The sequence below is a fragment of the Streptomyces sp. SM11 genome, from assembly GCF_002910905.1.
Lineage (GTDB): Bacteria > Actinomycetota > Actinomycetes > Streptomycetales > Streptomycetaceae > Streptomyces.
Genome location: NZ_NEUE01000292.1, coordinates 1 through 15,852, shown reverse-complemented (window position 1 = coordinate 15,852; position 15,852 = coordinate 1). Strand labels below are relative to the sequence as shown.

The following is a 15,852-nucleotide window of genomic DNA, read 5'->3' as shown; positions in this document are numbered from 1 at the left end:
GAAACGGCCGGCCGGAAGGGTGCCAGAGCGGCAAGGTGCGGGGTGAGGTGCGCGTACTCGTGGCAGACGGCCACGGCTTGGGCGGGGGTCATGGCGGGGGTGCGGATGCGGGACCAGCCGCCGGAGGAGTCCCCGGCCACCGCGACGCCTGGACGGTCCGGCGGGATGGTGGTGGCGGCGAAGACCGCTTCGGGGGCGATGTCTCCGAGGGCCATTTCGGCGGTCTGCTTGTCGTTGACCCGGTGCACCACACGCCCGGTGAGCTGAGCCCGCAGGGCGGTTGCACCCTTGCCGAGGTCGGAGCCGAAGCGCTGCCCACAGACCTCCAGGAAGATCCCGACCGCGCGGGCCATCTGCGCGAGCCGGATCATCCGCATCACCATCCGGTCCCGCCTCTCCTCGTCCTTCTTCGCGGCGACGAGGAACAGCTCGGCGACCTCATCGACCAGGACGACCAGCGGCACCGGCCGAAGTTTCGCGGGCAGGCCCCAGATGTCCGGGACACCGTGGGAGCTGAGGAGGTCGAAGCGCTCCTCCATCTCCCGAACGAGGGCTTCCAGCAGGCCATCCGCTTCGTCCGGGGTGATCGCGAGGGCGGAGAGGCGGGGTGCGTAGCCGCGCTGTTCCACACCCCGTTTGCAGTCGATCCCGACCAGACCGACCGGGAGCTTGGCGAGACCGGAGATGAGGTTGCGCTGATACATCGACTTGCCCGACTGGTTCGCACCGACCGTCAGGGCGTGCGGGACCTTCTGATAGTCCCGGACGAACGCCGAACCGTCCTCCCTCAGCGCCACCGGCACGACCAGCGGACCAGCGGTGAGCTTGGACGGGAGTCGGCGGGGCATCTTCACCCGGCGCAGGACGTCGTAGCCGGTCATCCGCAGTTCCACGAACCCCGGCTTCACCTCGACCACGTGGACCGAGTGGACGCCCCAGGCGTGGCGGAGCCGTTCCGAGGCGGCGGACACGTCGGCAGGCTCCAGACCGGCCGGGAGGCGAAGCGTCGCCCGCATGCCGGTGGTGGAGTAGCGGACCCGGCGGACCTGCGGGGGAACGGGCTGGACTTCCTGGCGGGCCACGTTGCGGACCATGAACGCCCGCAGGCGGGACGGCTGGACCGTCAGCCCGCACACATCCATCGTCGCCCGGTACGTCACCGAGAACCGGACCCGCGCGACCGGGGCGCCGACCAGCGACCAGAACACCCGAGGGGAGCGGGCCTTCGCGTAACCGAGGCCACCGGCAGCCGATAAGGCCCCCGCAACCTCGATCACCGTGGACAGGTCCGACATGATCAGGCCCCCAGCGGGGTCACAGCGACCGCGCGGAAGCTGATCCCGTGCCGGGTCTGGCCGTTGAACGTGTTCTCCCAGTCCCGGGCCTTGAGCCCGACGACCGTGACCGGGGTACCGGGGGCCAGGTTCTCCGGGACACCCGTGTTCGGCACGGTCACCTGGTACAGGTTGCCCTCACCCTCGTCCGCGACCAGCAGACCCACCGTCGCGAGCGGGGCACCGGTCTCCCGGTCCATCGCGATCTCACCGGTCTGCTTGCTCACGAGCTTCGGCGCCGGAGGCGTCGCCACGAACACGACAGCGGTCGAAGTGTCGATCTTGAAGGACGGCATCTGATACTCCCTGAATCGTGTGGAGCAGCCCAAAGAGGACCCTCGGCGTTCGCTGTCCTAGGACTGCGATTCGCTAAGCAAGACTATGGACCGCAGTCCCGGGACTGTCAACAGTCCTGGGACTGTGTTTGACTTGGCTCCGACGAGAGGAGTTCGGGATGACGCCTAAGTGGCGCGAGCTGGCAGACAAGCTGGCCGAGCAGATCAAGGCGGGTGAGTACGGTCCGGGCGCGCAGCTCCCGCATATTCGGGAACTGGTCGACGCTGGTGAGGGCTCTAAGTCCACGGTCCACGCCGCCTACAAGGCTCTCGAAGCCGAAGGCCTGGTCACTTCATCCCGAGGGCACGGCACTGTCGTACGCCAGCGGGTCCCGCTCAAGCGACTCGGCATCGATCGATACGACAAGGCCAAATGGCGCGATGGCGACGAAGTGGCGTTCATTGCGGACCGCGTAGCGAGTGGTCGCGCCTACCGCCGGAACGAGCAGACGCAGACGGTCAGTCTCGTCGAGGCTCCCCTCGCCGCATCCGAAGCGCATGGGCTGCCCGCAGGGGCTGAGGTGTACGCGCGGGCCCGACTTGTGAAGGAGGGCCAGCAGCCCACCCACTGCTTGACCAGCTACTACCGGCCCGAGCATGTCGAGGGAACCCGCCTCGTTGACCCGACTCCTGGACCGGCCGGCCGAGGTGGAGGGTTCCGGGTGCTCTATGACGCCGGTTACGAGATCGACCACATGAAGGAGCAGATCTTCGCTCGGACGGCCACAGCCGACGAATCGAAGCTCCTCCAACTGCCCCCAGGAGAACCCGTCGTTGAGTTGCACCGGACGACGTACACAGCCGATGGCACGGTGGTGGAGTTCGCCATCGGGGTACACGCGGCATCGCGCTTCGCCTGGGAGTACAAGTTTCAGGTGCCCGACTCGGCGACGGACAAGGAAAACCCTCAGTGATCACCACACAGGACTGGGAAGACGCCCGGTGCATCTGGAGCTATCACCAGATGGGCCACGCCCTTCAACCCTGCTCCGTTGCCATCGGGCTCGGCAGCCATGACCTCGGAGTAGCCGACACGTCGGTAGACCTCTACAAGCGCGGGCTGGTGCCGCTTCTCCTCTTCACCGGGGCCACGAGTCCCACGACCAGGGAGCGGATGCCCCGGGGCGAAGCTGTCCACTACCGGGAGCGGGCAGTTGAATTGGGGGTGCCCGGGTCTGCTGTCCTTGTGGAGCCCAGGGCGCGCAACACAGGTGAGAACATCCGCTTCGCGCGGGATGTGTTGGAGAAGGAGGGCGTTGAGGTGGCCTCCGTACTCCTGATCAGTAAGCCGTACGAGGAGCGGCGGGCATACGCCACGGCCCGCAAGCTGTGGCCCGAAGTGGAGATCGTCAGCGCTTCGACACCCATGACGCTGGACGAGTACGTGAACTCGATTGGTGACGCACGCCTGGTGATCGACATGCTGGTCGGCGCACTGCAACGACTGATGATCTACCCGGATCAGGGATTCATGATCCGCCAGCCCGTACCTGCCGACGTATCCGAGGCGTACCAGCGCCTCCGCCAAGCCGGTTTCACCAGCCGACTCCTCGCGACGGATTCACCCTCTTCTTGACCGAGCCTGAGAGCTGTTACAGGTTTCTCTACCTCATCAAGGCACCCGGCTGCGCTCCGCTCCGCCGGGCGCGCTTCCCGGCTCTGGCTGCGCCCGCGCTCCTGCCTTCGGCCCGCTCGGCGCTGCCGCCGCCGACGCGCGCCCGCTGTGTAGGCCCGTGGGGCATGAGACGAGAACCAAGCCCGCGGCTTCACGACGATGCCTCCGGCGGGGGCGCTCAGACTCCGGGATGGACGGGGCGCCGTTCGCGAGTGCCGGCCGGAGCGGGGCGAGCGTCGTGGGGGCTCCCATCCCGACCACCTTCGACCCAGGCAGAGCCGAGCAGTCGCGGCCCAGGGCGTCAAGGTCGTTCGTACAGTGGCGCGCTCCACCTTGACGCCCTGAACCACGACCGCTCCACGGAGTGTGGGTCGAAGGCGGACGGGATGGGAGCTGGGGTGAGTGGTGGGTGGGGTCGGCTGCCAACGTGGGCAACGAGGAGCCGCTCTCGAACCGGTCGAGTAACCTCGAAGCGTGACAGACGAGACCTTCGAGCCTTCATGCGAGCTGGACAGTTCTGATCAGTCCACCACTGCTCAGCGATCTGCGGGGGAGCTAAGCGACCTCCCTCGCGGTGACGGCGCGTTGGCGGCGGTGCAGATGCCGAAGTTGGACTTTGGTCTGCAGAATGTCATGGCGGAGATGGCCAGCGTTCACAGTGCTCGTTTGTCTGCGTTGGCGGCGGTGCAGATGCCGAAGTTGGACTTTGGTCTGCAGAATGTCATGGCGGAGATGGCCAGCGTTCACAGTGCTCGTTTGTCTGCGTTGGCGGCGGTGCAGATGCCGAAGTTGGACTTTGGTCTGCAGAATGTCATGGCGGAGATGGCCAGCGTTCACAGTGCTCGTTTGTCTGCGTTGGCGGCGGTGCAGATGCCGAAGTTGGACTTTGGTCTGCAGAATGTCATGGCGGAGATGGCCAGCGTTCACAGTGCTCGTTTGTCTGCGTTGGCGGCGGTGCAGATGCCGAAGATGGACTTTGGTCTGCAGAATGTCGCGGCGAGGGTGGCCGACCTTCACAGGGCATCTCTGCAGGCTGGAATCAGTGACGCTCTCGCTGGGCTGCAGAGGTCAAGCGCAATTCACTCAGGCCTGGCACTTCAGCTGGCTGATCTCGCCCGATCCGCCAACACGTTCTCCGCAGATTTCTCGCCGATGGCCTCTCTTCAGGGGATCCGCCCGGACGGTGCTATTTATTCGGCGGTGAAGCTGGCCAAAATCTACGGGAGTCAGCCTGCTATCCGAGAAGCGCTGACGCGGGACGCCGTCAGTGCAGCCTCCTTCACAGACCCTGATTGGGCTGACGCGAATGCGCGTAGCCTTGTTGAAGACGACGCTACAAGCGGCGATGTGGAAAGACTTGCACAAGAGATCCTTGCGAGGATGGGGCAGGCTGAAAAGGCGTCAGGGCGGCGTGGTCGCGGCTTCAGGGTGGGAAATATTGCTCCTGGTGCACTTCTTCTCGGAGTCCTGGTCTTTCTGCTCGGGACAGCGAGTGATGTCGCAGGCGCAGTGAAACCAGACGCGGCTGCGGTTCTAGACAGGCAGTTCATGTACGTTTCGTTCGCCATGGCCACCATCTATTTTCTCTACCAGGAGGGCAAGCGATAGAGGTCGGCGCGATGCTCAGCCATTGAGCAGCCTGACATCCATGACTGACATCAACGGCCGTGGATGTCGGCAGCGCTGAGCGGCTGTCAGCAGAGTCGGTGCCCGGGGTGTGACCATGTGCCGCAGTGACCTAATCGAACTTACAAAGCAGATGTCGGCGGTTCGAAACCGTCCGCGCCCACCAGTGCAGAGGCCCCCAACCGATCACGGTCGGGGGCCTTTGGCATCTCCCCTTGTTGGCATCGGGGGCTGCCGTGCTGACGGTGATGTCGGGCGGGCCTCACTGCTCTTCCTGGTGTTGTCGGCCGTCGCGGCGACCCGCTTGGCGTGGCGGCGGCGCGCGGACCGGGTCCGCTGGTCCCCTCCGGTCCGCCGTGTGGTGCGGTAGTGGCGCGACGACCGGACCGCATGACGAGGAACACGGGGGTACTTCATGGGGCCGACGCTGGCGGAGATCCTGGACGGGGCGGCGTGCGGGCGGTTTCCGGAGACCGACGGGACGACGACCGTGGTCCCCGCGCCGAGTGACCGCGACTCGGGAGTGATCGCCTTCACCGCGCACTCGGTCGTGTTCACCGATGAGGACCCCGAGTGGGTCCGTGCGACGTTGGCCGCTCTGGACTGCGACGCGTTGGCCGCGACCATGCATCCCCGCTTCCTGGTGGCCTTCCTGGAACGCACCGGGCGCGTCACCGACACGATCGACCTGCTGACCGTGGCGTCCTCGCTGCCCGGTGCGCCCGGGCTGGAGCTGCGGGAGGTCACCGATCCCGTGCACCCGCGCGTGGTGAGCGCCCGTCGGCGCCGGGACGGGGTGCGGATGTGGGAGGCCGACGGGGGAGTGCTGGTGCTCGGGCGCGGGGTGGCGGGGCGTTGGGAGGTGGCCGTCGAGCTGGAGGAGGACGCCCGGCACCGGGGCCTCGGCCGTGCCCTCGCCACCGCCGCACGGCATCTGGTGCCCCCGGGCGAACCGCTCTGGTCGCAGCAGGCCGCGGGCAACGCGCGCAGCATCCGGGCGTTCCAGGCCGCCGGATACCGGCCGGTCGGCTCGGAGGCGCTGCTGCTCGGCAGCCGTCAGGGACATGACGCCGGGGGAGCGTGACGGCTGTTCAGGGTTCCCGGTGCGGCGGAGGCGACCTCCCGCTTGAGCGTCCATTTCGCCGCCGGGATCGCCCTGTGCCGGGCCGTCGGCTGCGTCGTCACCGGGGGCGACGGCACCCCGGCCGGACCGGGCGGCCGGGGCCTCCTCGTGGCCGCGGAGCCAGCTGCGCACGGTCTGCTGCTGTCGTTGATCCGCGGTCGCGGGCGGAGTACCTGAGCCGCGGCCTCCGCCTGCCGCGTGCCCGCCACACGCGTTCTCTCAGACGTGCAGCTCGGGCGGGAAGCCGGTCCAGCGGAGTCCGGCGGGCAGGTGGCCGGTGTCGTTGAACAGGAGGAGGGCCGGGGGCCGGCCGGGTGCGTAACGGATGACGGTCAGCGCGGCGTTGGCGTGGTTGATGCCCAGCCAGCGCCACTTCGGGGCGTCCAGCGCGGCCCGGACGAGCCAGCCGACGAGGAAGTTGTGGGTGACGAGGAGTTCATGGCGGGGCTCGTCGCCCTCGACCGTGCCCGTGAACCGCGCGAGAGCCTCCTGCGCCAGTCCGGGGCCCTGCTCGCGCTCCGCCGCGGGGAACCCGGCCAGCCGGGCGAGCGTCTCGTCGGCCGACTCGGCCGGCAGCTCCTCCCGTCGAGGAAGGTACGGGAGGTAGTCGCCGGCCGGTTCGGACCGCAGCAGGGGAGCCCCCGGCAGCTGTTCGCCGACCAGCCGCGCCGTCTGCTCGGCGCGGGCGAGCGGACCGTGGTGGATCGCCGTGATCGGGGCTCCGCGGAGCCGCTCCCCGAGCAGGGCGGCCTGCCGGCGGCCTTCGTCCGTCAGCGTGCTCTCGTCGGCGGAGGCCTGACCGTGCCGCGTGAGGTAAAGGTAGCGGGCAGCCGTTGCCGTCATGGGCGGTCCTCCGTCGCGGTTCAAGATCGTGCGCCTGTCTGGAGGGACGTCGGCCCGCGCTCGGGCGGTTCCGCCGGGAGGCGCGGGGGCAGGGGGCCGACTCCCCGGGATGCGCGGGGGCAGTGCTCGGGGCACCGTGGAGGCATGGCCGAGCACCCGCCCGTGATCGTCTATCCGCCTTCCGCGACCGGAGGACGGCGGGTCACCGTGCACGGGCAGATCGTGGGCCTGGCGCACGGGAGGGGCGAGGTGGCCGCGTTGCTGAGGGCCGCGGGGTTCGCCCCGGGGCCCGACAAGGTCGTCGAGCTGGACCGGCCCGGGCTGATCGAGTGGCGCGGCGGCGACCTCGACACCTGGGAGTGATCCGACACCTGGGAGTGATCCGGTGAAGCGTCGTCGTACGGCACGCGAGAGCGCCTCGATCGAACCGCCACCCGGCTATTACGTGGCCGGGGGCGAGCCCCCCGATGCGGTGCGGCGCGCGCTGATCCTGGACTGGGTCGTGAGCCGGCGCATCGCGAGCGGCTGGCGCGTCGAGTCGCGTTCCGGGAGTCAGGCGGTGCTGGTGCGCGGGCAGCCGGTGAACCATGTGCTGCACGCCTTCCTCACCGTTTTCTCGTGTCTGGTGTGGGGGATCGTGTGGGCAGGCGTCGCCCTGGTCAACCGCGTCGAGCGTGTGGCTCTCACCGTCGACGCCCAGGGGCGCGTCGTCACGGTCGGCGCGCCGTGACAGGTCACCCGAACGGGTGCGTCCGGGTGGCTGTGCCCAGAGGCCGCGGGGAACGTGGGAGCTGACCCGCCCGCACCGCCGGGGCGGGTCGGGACAGCAGGCGCCCGGCGCCTGTTCCGACCGAGGAGTCCTCATGTCGCAGCCCAGCACACCCACATCCGGCGCCTCGCGTCCCGCCGGTCCCCGCCCGGGCGGGGACTCCGGCAGCCCGTGGGCGGCCGGAGGAACGGTGTTCGCGGGTGTCCTGCTCTTCGTGGACGGCGTCCTCGGAGTACTGAAGGGCATCGCGGGGATCGCCTCGAACGACATCTACACGCGGATCAACGACTACGTGTTCAAGTTCAGCGTGACCTCGTGGGGCTGGATCCACCTCGTCCTCGGCGTGATTCTCATCCTCGTGGGCTGGGGCATCCTCAAGGGCGCGACCTGGGCCCGCGGCGCGGGCGTCGCCCTCGCCGCACTGAACCTCGTCGCCAACTTCATGTGGCTCCCGTACACCCCGGTCTGGGCCATCGTCACCATCGCGATCGACGTCTTCATCATCTGGGCCCTGTGCACCGACCGGTCGAATCCGAGCGACCAGGTGCGGAGCAGCTGAACCGGCGGAAGGGCGGATCGGGGCGGGCGGGCGTCGACAGGTGTCCGTTGTCAGTGGGGCGGTCCACACTGGAGTCATGTGCCGCAGCATCAAGACGCTCCGACCGCCCGCTCTCCCCGAGGAGGCCACCGAGGAGGACATGCGGGCCGCCGCCCTTCAGTACGTACGCAAGGTCTCCGGGTTCCGCGCGCCCGCCGCGCACAACCGGGAGGTCTTCGACCGGGCCGTCGACGAGATCACCACAGCCACGATGAAGCTGCTCGACGGCCTGGAGATACGGGGCGCGGCCAAGGGCTGAGCCCCGCCACCCGGAAGATCCCGCTCCTCCGGTGGGCTTCGTCGCCCTGCCCTTGGCCCCTGCCCTTCGCTCAGGGGGCGGCCGGGGCGGCCGGGCCGGGCGCCGACATCTGTCCCGGCCCGCCGAGGGCAGCTGGCCCGCTCGGGGAAGCGGTGCCGGGGGCAGGCGTGGGCGCCGGCACGGACCCGAGCGGCATCGTCGTGGGCGGTGCGGCTGCGGCCGCAGCCGTGGCCCCGGCCGCGACCGCGGCTCCCGGTGCCGCCGCATCCCCATCCGCCCGCATGGGCACTGTGTCTGCCGCCACTGCCCCGGCTGCCGTCGCCGTCCGCGTCGCCGGGCGCTTCACCACGAACGCGGCCAGCGCGCCCGCCACGAACAGGGCCAGCACCGAAACGGCCGTGCCGAACCATGTCGAGCCCAGCCACCGGCCGCCGAAGTAGCCGAGCCCCACGCTGTAGCCCGCCCAGGCCAGGCCCGCCAGCGCGGACCAGGGAAGGAAGTCCCGCTTCCTGCGGTGGGCGGCACCCGCGCCGAGGGAGACCACGGAGCGGCCCGCGGGAGCGAACCGGGCGATGATCACCAGTGCGCCGCCGCCCCGGCTCAGCGCAGCGCCGAGACGTTCCTGCGCGGTGGTGAGACGCCGGGAGCGGGCGATGGCCCGGTCCAGCCGGTTGCCCCCGCGCCAGGCGAGCCGGTACGCGACGAGGTCGCCGAGGACCGAGGCGGTGGCCGCGCACAGGATCAGCACGACGAGCGAGGGAACCTGCTCGCCGGCGCCGCTGACGGTGGTGGAGCCCGCCGCGGCCGCCGTGGCGGCCGTGATGACGAGTACACCGCTGGGCAGCAGGGGCAGGAAGACGTCCAGGAGAACGGAGAGGGCGACCACCGCGTAGATCCATGGGCTGCTGGTCAGCGCGGCCACACTCTCTGGCACCGTCTACTACTCCCCGATCGTGTCAACGCCGCGACGTCGCAGGGGTGCGGCAGGTGCGGCAGGTGCGGCAGGTCCAGCTGTACAGCGTACGCGTGAGAGTTCTCCGGGTATCGCTCAGGGCGGGTGATGTTGTGCAGGTCACGTATACCTGGAGGCCATGTGCCCGTTAGGCGGGGAGAACGACCGGCACGAGCGAGGAGCAGCACATGACGGCATGGATGGTACGGACGGGACCCGGGTCGGCGCACTCGAATTCGGGGCGGCGGGGGACGGCGGCACGGGAGGGCGACGTGGCTGCGCGGGCCGTCCGGAGGTTCTCACGGGGCCCGGGCGTGCTGGCGGGCACGGTGGCCCTGCTCACGCTGGCCTGCGGGGTGGGCGTCGCCCACGGAGCGGATGAGGTGGCGTCCGGTCCGGGCACGGCCACCGGCGGCCACGGCGCGCACGGCGCTCCAGCGGAAGGGCCCTCGGTGCAGGGGCCCGGTGGTGGTGGGGACCCGAGCCGCACCGACGTCGTCGCCGCGGCGGGCGGCAGCTCGTGGACGCGGGCCGCGGGGGTGTTCTCCCCGCCCGGTTCCTTCGTCCCGTCCGACGCGCTGACGTACGACACCCGGCTGGTGCCGGCGGGCGCGCGGATCGAGATCACCCAGTTCGCGGACCTGTCCGGTACCCGGGTCGGGGCCCGGCTGCGGGGACTCGTGCCCGGCCGGGCGTACGGGATGCACGTGCACACCTCGCCCTGCGGTGCCGATCCCGCCGCGGCCGGACCCCATTACCAGCACCACCCGGCGGCGACCGCCGACCCGGTCAACGAGGTGTGGCTGGACTTCCGGACGGACGAGGACGGCGACGGGCGGGCGGAGGCCCTGCACGGCCGGGCCTTCCGGGAGGACGGGGCACGGTCGGTGATCATCCACGACCGGCAGGGCGGTGCGGGGGAGCGCGCGGCCTGCTTCACGGTGCCGTTCGCGCCCCACGGGCGGGGATGACGGGTCCTCCGCTCCCTCGGGCGGATTCACGGCGTACGGCGATGTCCCCTTCCTCCGCGCGGGAGGGATCGGGACACCGCCGTACGGTCCCGGCTTCGCCGACCCGGCGCCCCACCGCGCGGAGGGTCGGCGCCGGAACGCGGGGGTCCGGGAGAGGACCGGGAGAGGTCCGGGCGTGCGGACGGCCGGTCAGACCGGAACGGCCGTCAGACCGGAACGGCCGGGGCCTGCTCACGCCTGGCCGTGCCTTCGGCGGTGGCCGCCGTGTCACGCGAACCGAAGAAGCGGTCCAGGGCGACGGCTCCGGGGCCGCTGAAGACCAGCAGCAGGAACGCCCAGCAGAACATCGCCGACGCCTCGCCGCCGTTCTGGATCGGCAGGAGTGCCTCTGGCTGGTGCACCTTGAAGTACGCGTAGGCCATCGACCCGGACGCGAGGAAGGCCGCCGCACGGGTGCCGAGGCCGAGGGCGACCAGAGTCCCGCAGACCAGTTGGATCAGAGCGGCGTACCAGCCGGGCCAGGCCCCGGTCTCCGCCTGGTTGCCGCCCATCACTCCGAAGAGCGTGGCGGCGCCGTGAAAGGCGAAGAGCAGGCCGACGACGAAGCGGAAGAGGCTGAGCGCGTAGGGCTGTGCCCGGTTCAGGCGGATGAGCATGGGGGGCTCCTTCGGTCGTGGTGGGGACGTGAACCGACTGGGAGCGTCAGGTTAGGGAAACCTCACCAGTACTTGCAACTTCAACATTCTGCCGAGTGGCCGGAAATCGCCCCACTCTCAGGGGTGAGTGAACGCTCAAGAACCGCTTCCAACTGGGCTCCCTGCCTGGTTGCTCTGGCCTGTACCAATGTCAGCGCAGACTTCCGGCCAAGCAACGTCAGCGTCATGAGCTGGTTACCGAACCAGGGGCCGCCCGCCCTGCTCCAGCTCACCGGCGACGGCCCCGTGCGGCCGTGGCGGGTCAGTACCCGGCCGATCCGCCGGCCCGCCCGGCTCCAGCCGAAACGGAAACCCGTCCGGATGGGCCGGGGGACCGAGTTGTGCACGGGGGAGCAGGTCAGCTGGAGAACGAGGGACGCCGGGGCGCCTCCGGGCCCCGGACCAGAATCGGGCCCGGGGCCGGAATCGGCGTCCGGCCACCGGGGTTCGGCGATGTAGGCGTGGTGCACATCGCCCGAGAGGACGCATACCGTCGCGGGGGCGTCCGGACCGCTTCCCGCCTCCCGCAGCAGTTCCGTGAACCGGTCGAAGGATTCCGGGAAGGCGGCCCAATGCTCCAGGTCGGACGCACGGCGGAGCTTCTCGCCGAACCGTGCCCAGCGTTGCCCGCGTACGCCCGCGCACAGGGCGGCGTTCCAGCGCTCCGCGTCGTGGACGAGCGGAGGCAGCAGCCACGGCAGGGAGCTGCCGATGAGGAGGTGGTCGTATGCGGTGGGCTCGTCCAGGACCGCTTTCCGCAGCCAGCCGGCCTCCTCGGCGTTCAGCATCGCCCGCTGTTCCTCGGCCAGGACGCGGGCCGCGCGGGTGTCGACCATCACCAGCCGTACTCGGCCGAAAACACGCCGGTAGCTCCACCGGGTGCGGGCGGGATCCGCGTCGGTCTCGGCGGCGAATCGGCGCAGCGCCTCGGTGCCGTCGGGGGAGGCTCTGACCGCCGTGTACACCGGGTCGGTGGCCAGTTCGGCGGGGGAGAGGTTGCCCAGGTGCTGGTGGACCCAGTACGACATCAGCCCGCTGACGATCCGTTCGTGCCACCAGGGCGTGGCGCGCATCTCCCGCTGCCAGGCTTCGCTGGTGTTCCAGTCGTCGATGACGTCGTGATCGTCGAAGATCATGCAGCTGGGAACGGTGGAGAGCAGCCAGCGCACCTCCGGGTCGCGCCACGACTCGTCGTAGAGGTAGGTGTACTCCTCGTAGTCCGCGATCTCCGCGCACGGCGGCTCCTTCAGGTCCCGGCGGGCGGCGAGCCTGCGCCGGGTCGCCCCGGAGGTCTCGTCCGCGTACACCTGGTCGCCGAGGAGCAGCAGGACGTCGGGCCGCTCGGCCGCGGGGTCCGCGGCCAGGCGGGCGGCGAGCGTGACCAGGGCGTCCGGCCCCACGGGGTCGTGCCCGCCGCCGGGAGAGGCCGCCCAGCGGCACGACCCGAACGAGATCCGCACGCCGTCCGGCTCGGCCCCGGCGCCCTCGGCCGTGCCCGCCGAAGTCGCCGATGCCGATGGCGTGGTGATGGTGCTCGGCGGGAGACGGGCGTCGTCGGGCGGCCAGACGCGCCGGGAGCCGATCAGCACCTCGTACGCCGTGGTGGTGCCGGGGGTCAGCCCCGTCACCACCACCAGGGCGTAGTGGTGCCCGGCCACCGAGAAGGTGTGTGACACCCCCGAGGCGCCGTCCGCGCACCGGACCTCCACGGTGCACGGACGGCTCGCCTCGACCCAGACGGTCGCGGTGGACCCGGACTCCCAGTCGACGTACCGCAGCAGTGGTCCCAGGCGCAGCCCGGCCATGTGATGTCTCCTCGCTACGCCGTCACGGATGGGCTCCGTAACGTACAGAACGAGGGGGGGACGGTGCACGGGTTCCGGCCGTGCGTGGCCAACGGCCCGTGGACGTTGGTCAACGGCCGTCCACGGTGGCCAACGGCCGTGCGAGGGTGGTCAGCAGCCGTTCAGGGCCGACTGCAGGGCGCTCTTCTCGGCGGAGTCGACGCTCAGGTTGTACTGCTTCTTGACGTGGACCCAGGCGCGGACGTAGGTGCACTTGTACGAGGACCTCGGCGGCATCCACTCGGCCGGGTCCCGGTCGCCCTTGGACTGGTTCACGTTGTCGGTGACCGCGATGAGCTGGGGTCGGGTCAGGTCGTTGGCGAACGACCGGCGTTGGGTGGTGGTCCAGCTGCTCGCCCCGGAGCGCCAGGCTTCGGAGAGCGGGACCATGTGGTCGATGTCCACGTCGGACGCGGCGCTCCAGGTGGCGCCGTCGTAGGGCGAGTACCAGCTGCCGCTGACCGCGGCGCAGGAGGCGTTCCGCTGGACGTTCGTACCGTCGCGCTTGAGGACGACCTCGCGGGTGTTGCAGGTCCCCGACTGGGTGATCCAGTGCGGGAACTTGTCGCGGCTGTAGCCGTTGGACGAGCCTTCCGCGCCGACGGTGAGCTGGGCGAGGTAGGTGCGTGCGGTCGCCGCGCTGACCGGGGTGGGCATGGCGGCCTGCGCGTTCGGGGCGGTGAACAGGGCGGACGTGGCGGCGAGTGCGGCGGTTGCGGCGACGACGGAGAGGCGACGCGCGTAGACACCGGGCATGCGAACTCCCTTGATGTGGAGGGGTATTGGGCGGGCGGTAGGCGAGACCCGGCCATCGTGGCGACGCCAGGTTTCTGTGGGGTGGGTACCAGGTAACAGGGTGGCGGCATGTGCACGTCACATCAAGGGGTGTGCGAGGGGAGTGACGGATCGTGAGGGCGCGCGGATCCGTCACGGAGCAGGCGCGCGGGTGCTGTCGGGTGCCCGGCTGGAGATCGTGCGGCCGGCGGCTTCGGACGCGTTGCTGCCCGGGCTCGACCAGACCCGGACGGTCGGGCTCGTCACCCTGCCGGGGGCGTTCGTGGGCATGCTCCTGGGCGGCGCCTCACCCGTGGAGGCGGGCGCCGTGCAGCTGTTCGTCCTGGTGGCGCTGATGGCGGTCCAGGTGGTGGCCGTCGCGGTGGTCCTGGAGCTGGTCGCGCGCGGGCTGCTGCACCGGGACTGAACCCCGGGCCTTCCCCGCATCCGGGGCCGGAGGCGGGGAAGGCCCGGGGGAGGTCTCAGGCCTCGTTGATGTGCAGGCGGATCGTCCCGTCCCCGGCCGCCTCCACCCGTACCCGCGTCAGGTCCTCGACGTGGGCGTCCGGCGCGAGGGCCGCGGCGCGCGGGCCGACGCCCACGACGCGCATGCCCGCCGCCCGGCCCGCCGCGATGCCCGCCTCGGAGTCCTCGAACACGATGCAGTCCGCCGCGTCGAAGCCCAGCTCCGCCGCGCCCTTGAGGAAGCCCTCGGGGTCCGGCTTGCTGGCGCCGACCTGCTCGGCGGTGACGCGGACGGCGGGCATCGGAAGTGCGGCCGCACCCATCCGGGCCGTCGCGAGCGCGGTGTCGGCGGAGGTCACCAGCGCGTGCGGCAGTTCGGCGATCGCGGCCATGAACGCGGGTGCCCCGCCGATCGGCACGACGCCCTCGACGTCGGCGGTCTCCTGGGCGAGCATCACCCGGTTGTCCGCGTAGTTCTCCTCCACCGGGCGGTCCGGGAGCAGGACGGCCATCGTGGCGTACCCCTGACGGCCGTGCACCACCTTGAGCGTGGCCTCGGGGTCCAGCCCGTGCTCGATCGCCCAGCGCCGCCAGCAGCGTTCGACCACCGCGTCGGAGTTCACGAGGGTGCCGTCCATGTCGAGGAGGAGGGCGTGTGCGGTGAGGACGGTGGCCGGCATCGGCTGCTCCAGAACGCGGGGAGGTGTGCGAACAGCCCGGGTGCGCGTGCCGCGGAGCAAGGCGTACACGGGCTGTGAAGGGGGTGCGGTGCGAGGGGGCCCGTACGAGGTGTTGCCGTACGAGGTGTTCCGTACAAGAGCAACCCCCGCCCGCCGGTCAGGGAGTGCGGGCGGGAGCCACTTTGTTCCAACACGATACAAAAACCGGGACTGGAACGCCAATCCCTCCGCCCGGCGGCCGGGCTCAGTGGCGTCCGCGTCCGCGCCCGTTCGTCTCCGCCTCCAGCGCGCTCCGGGTGTTCGGTCCGTACACACCGGCTGGATCGCCCTGGATCGCCTTGTACGACTGGTAGATCGCCACGGAGTACCCCACCCGGTCCGTGTAGTTCCCGTCGGGCGGCCCCGAGTAGAGCCATTCCCCCACCTGCGTGAGCCGGTTCTGCAGCTCGACCACCTCCGGCCCCCGGTCGCCGGGCCGCAGCGAAGAGCCGGCCAGTTCCGCGGGCGGGGCGTCGGACGGCGGGGGCGGTGACGCGCCGCCGTCCGCGGTGGACGACGCGCTCGCTGTCGGCGCGGACGCGGTGGCGTTCGGGGTGGGCTTCCGGCTCCTCGTCGGTGAGGCGGACGCGGACGGCGGCGCGGACGGCGTGGCCGAGGCTGACGGCGTACGGGACGGAGTGGCCGACGCGGAGGGGGACGGGGCCACCGACGCTGCCGGTTCGTCCTCGGTGTCCGGGACGCTCGTGGTGGCCTCCGGCAGCGCCTCGTCCCGGCTGTCGTCGCCGAACAGCCCGCCGGCGAAGGCCGCGGTGCCGACCACCGCGGCCACGGCCGCCCCCACGGCGAGAGCCCCGAAGGGGCGCCTGCGGCGCGGCTGCACGGGGTCGGGGCCGAAGGAGGGGCTCATGCCCGCGGTGCGTCTGCGGCTTCCGCCCGGGGCTGGGTCCGCGGCCGCGGTACGGCTTCCGC

The 15,852-nt window shown here is 70.8% G+C and carries 18 protein-coding genes and 2 pseudogenes; 11 read left to right on the top strand and 9 right to left on the bottom strand.

The window, feature by feature from the left end; genetic code table 11:
- Window positions 1-1,295: FtsK/SpoIIIE domain-containing protein (locus tag B9S58_RS32090; RefSeq protein ID WP_103535421.1), on the bottom strand; the 1,295-nt coding region annotated here is incomplete at its 3' end.
- Between the two features lie 2 nt (window positions 1,296-1,297).
- Window positions 1,298-1,630 (bottom strand): hypothetical protein, encoded by a 333-nt coding sequence (locus tag B9S58_RS32085; RefSeq protein ID WP_103535420.1) that lies wholly within the window; start codon window positions 1,628-1,630, stop codon window positions 1,298-1,300.
- Between the two features lie 158 nt (window positions 1,631-1,788).
- On the opposite strand from B9S58_RS32085, the gene B9S58_RS32080 reads away from it, so the two are divergent.
- The 5 genes and pseudogenes from B9S58_RS32080 to B9S58_RS32060 all read left to right on the top strand — a co-directional run.
- On the top strand, window positions 1,789-2,583 hold the full coding sequence (locus B9S58_RS32080) for a GntR family transcriptional regulator (RefSeq protein WP_031056175.1): 795 nt from the start codon (window positions 1,789-1,791) through the stop codon (window positions 2,581-2,583).
- On the top strand, window positions 2,580-3,245 hold the full coding sequence (locus B9S58_RS32075) for a YdcF family protein (protein ID WP_031056178.1): 666 nt from the start codon (window positions 2,580-2,582) through the stop codon (window positions 3,243-3,245). The genes B9S58_RS32080 and B9S58_RS32075 overlap by 4 nt, the downstream gene beginning before the upstream one ends.
- A 513-nt stretch (window positions 3,246-3,758) precedes the next feature.
- Complete coding sequence (locus B9S58_RS32070; RefSeq protein WP_103535419.1) at window positions 3,759-4,892, top strand: hypothetical protein; 1,134 nt, start codon at window positions 3,759-3,761, stop codon at window positions 4,890-4,892.
- 433 nt (window positions 4,893-5,325) lie between these two features.
- Window positions 5,326-5,994 carry a GNAT family N-acetyltransferase gene (locus B9S58_RS32065; protein ID WP_103535418.1) on the top strand — a complete coding sequence of 223 codons (669 nt, stop codon included), beginning with the start codon at window positions 5,326-5,328 and terminating at the stop codon, window positions 5,992-5,994.
- A 45-nt stretch (window positions 5,995-6,039) separates the two neighbouring features.
- A pseudogene (locus tag B9S58_RS32060) lies at window positions 6,040-6,210 on the top strand (phosphatase); the annotation flags it as partial.
- A gap of 42 nt (window positions 6,211-6,252) precedes the next feature.
- On the opposite strand, the gene B9S58_RS32055 reads toward B9S58_RS32060, so the two are convergent.
- Complete coding sequence (locus B9S58_RS32055) at window positions 6,253-6,876, bottom strand: histidine phosphatase family protein (RefSeq protein ID WP_103535417.1); 624 nt, start codon at window positions 6,874-6,876, stop codon at window positions 6,253-6,255.
- A gap of 144 nt (window positions 6,877-7,020) precedes the next feature.
- Between B9S58_RS32055 and B9S58_RS32050 the strand changes: the two genes are divergently transcribed.
- The 4 genes from B9S58_RS32050 to B9S58_RS32035 all read left to right on the top strand — a co-directional run bounded on the left by B9S58_RS32050 (window position 7,021) and on the right by B9S58_RS32035 (window position 8,502).
- A complete protein-coding gene (locus B9S58_RS32050; protein WP_007459297.1) occupies window positions 7,021-7,239 on the top strand; it encodes a hypothetical protein in 219 nt (72 codons plus the stop codon).
- A 22-nt stretch (window positions 7,240-7,261) separates the two neighbouring features.
- Window positions 7,262-7,606 (top strand): hypothetical protein, encoded by a 345-nt coding sequence (locus tag B9S58_RS32045; protein WP_103535416.1) that lies wholly within the window; start codon window positions 7,262-7,264, stop codon window positions 7,604-7,606.
- Between the two features lie 133 nt (window positions 7,607-7,739).
- Window positions 7,740-8,204 (top strand): hypothetical protein, encoded by a 465-nt coding sequence (locus tag B9S58_RS32040; protein WP_103535415.1) that lies wholly within the window; start codon window positions 7,740-7,742, stop codon window positions 8,202-8,204.
- A gap of 76 nt (window positions 8,205-8,280) precedes the next feature.
- Window positions 8,281-8,502 (top strand): DUF2277 domain-containing protein, encoded by a 222-nt coding sequence (locus B9S58_RS32035; RefSeq protein WP_103535414.1) that lies wholly within the window; start codon window positions 8,281-8,283, stop codon window positions 8,500-8,502.
- A gap of 70 nt (window positions 8,503-8,572) precedes the next feature.
- Here the strand turns inward: B9S58_RS32035 and B9S58_RS32030 are convergent, their stop codons facing one another.
- Window positions 8,573-9,436, bottom strand: a complete 864-nt coding sequence (locus B9S58_RS32030) for a DedA family protein (RefSeq protein ID WP_103535413.1) — start codon at window positions 9,434-9,436, stop codon at window positions 8,573-8,575.
- A 206-nt stretch (window positions 9,437-9,642) separates the two neighbouring features.
- Between B9S58_RS32030 and B9S58_RS32025 the strand changes: the two genes are divergently transcribed.
- Entirely contained in the window at window positions 9,643-10,425 is a 783-nt protein-coding gene (locus tag B9S58_RS32025; protein ID WP_103535412.1) for a superoxide dismutase family protein, read from the top strand.
- A gap of 206 nt (window positions 10,426-10,631) precedes the next feature.
- Here B9S58_RS32025 and B9S58_RS32020 read toward each other — a convergent pair whose 3' ends face one another.
- The 3 genes from B9S58_RS32020 to B9S58_RS32010 form a co-directional block, all read right to left on the bottom strand.
- Window positions 10,632-11,081 (bottom strand): DoxX family protein, encoded by a 450-nt coding sequence (locus B9S58_RS32020; protein ID WP_103535411.1) that lies wholly within the window; start codon window positions 11,079-11,081, stop codon window positions 10,632-10,634.
- An 80-nt stretch (window positions 11,082-11,161) separates the two neighbouring features.
- The gene (locus tag B9S58_RS32015; RefSeq protein ID WP_103535410.1) at window positions 11,162-12,925 is read right to left on the bottom strand and encodes an alkaline phosphatase D family protein; all 1,764 of its coding nucleotides are present in this window, start codon (window positions 12,923-12,925) and stop codon (window positions 11,162-11,164) included.
- Window positions 12,926-13,075: 150 nt separating this feature from the next.
- Window positions 13,076-13,720 (bottom strand): HNH endonuclease family protein, encoded by a 645-nt coding sequence (locus B9S58_RS32010; protein WP_103535409.1) that lies wholly within the window; start codon window positions 13,718-13,720, stop codon window positions 13,076-13,078.
- A gap of 85 nt (window positions 13,721-13,805) precedes the next feature.
- Between B9S58_RS32010 and B9S58_RS39695 the strand changes: the two are divergent.
- Window positions 13,806-14,165 (top strand): annotated as a pseudogene (locus B9S58_RS39695) (ABC transporter permease); the annotation flags it as partial.
- Window positions 14,166-14,220: 55 nt separating this feature from the next.
- Here the strand turns inward: B9S58_RS39695 and B9S58_RS32000 are convergent.
- Entirely contained in the window at window positions 14,221-14,883 is a 663-nt protein-coding gene (locus tag B9S58_RS32000) for an HAD-IA family hydrolase (RefSeq protein WP_103535408.1), read from the bottom strand.
- Between the two features lie 244 nt (window positions 14,884-15,127).
- The coding region (locus tag B9S58_RS31995; protein WP_146063595.1) for a peptidoglycan-binding protein at window positions 15,128-15,852 on the bottom strand (725 nt) is incomplete at its 5' end.